The 850-nt window shown below is 73.8% G+C and carries 1 protein-coding gene and 1 pseudogene; both read right to left on the reverse strand.

Features of this window, described 5'->3' with window-relative positions; all coding sequences use genetic code 11:
- On the reverse strand, positions 1 to 468 hold a 468-nt coding region (locus ACFPZL_RS13790; RefSeq protein WP_382335963.1), incomplete at its 3' end, for an ATP-binding cassette domain-containing protein.
- A pseudogene (locus ACFPZL_RS13795) lies at positions 465 to 850 on the reverse strand (ABC transporter ATP-binding protein); the annotation flags it as partial. The pseudogene ACFPZL_RS13795 and the gene ACFPZL_RS13790, both read right to left, overlap by 4 nt.

Here is an 850-nt window from a genome sequence, read left to right on the forward strand (position 1 = left end):
GCGCGCGAGGATCTCGGCGACGGCGGCCCGGTGGTCGCCCTCCGCCCCGGTGGCCACGAGCGGCTCGGCGACCGTCAGCCCGATCGTGCGTCGCGGGTCGAATGTGGAGTAGGGATCCTGGAAGACCATACCGGCGCGCCGCCGCAGCCAGAGCAGGTCGTCGCGGGCGGGATCGACGGTGCGGGTCTCCGTGGATGCCGGATCGCCGGCCCGCGCCGGATCGTCGGTGCGCACGATGTAGTGCACCGACCCCGAGGTCGCGCGGCTGAGCCCCAGCAGCAGCCGCAGCAGGGTCGACTTGCCGGATCCGGATTCTCCGACGATCGCCACGCTCTCGCCCCGGCTCACCGTCAGATCGACGCCCTCGACGGCCGTGGTCGTCCCCGCGCGCTGGAACAGCCGCGTCGGGGGAACGCGGTAGCGCTTCGTGAGGCCGCTCGCCTCGACGAGGGGCGATCCCGCGGTCATCGTTCGGCTCCCGCGGCCGGAGGACCCTCGAATGCCGGGCCGGCCGCAGACCCGGAGGAATGCTCGGAGGTCGGAGCGGCCTCGGACGCCGCGGCCCCGATGAGCGCCCGCGTCACCGGATGGGTCGGCGCGGCGAGGATGTCGGCGACCGCGCCCTGCTCGACGATGCGGCCGGCGTCGAGAACGAGCACCCGATCCGCCACCTCGGCCATCACCGCCAGGTTGTGAGTGATGAAGAGCAGCGAGCAGTCGTCGCTCTCGGTGATCTCGCGGAACAGCCGCAGCACGCCCTGCTGCACGGTCACGTCGAGGGCCGTGGTGGGCTCGTCGGCGAGCAGCAGCCCGGGCCCGGCCGAGATGGCGGCGGCGATCGCGGCGCGCT

The sequence above is a fragment of the Leucobacter soli genome (genome assembly GCF_042659205.1).
Taxonomy (GTDB): domain Bacteria; phylum Actinomycetota; class Actinomycetes; order Actinomycetales; family Microbacteriaceae; genus Leucobacter; species Leucobacter soli.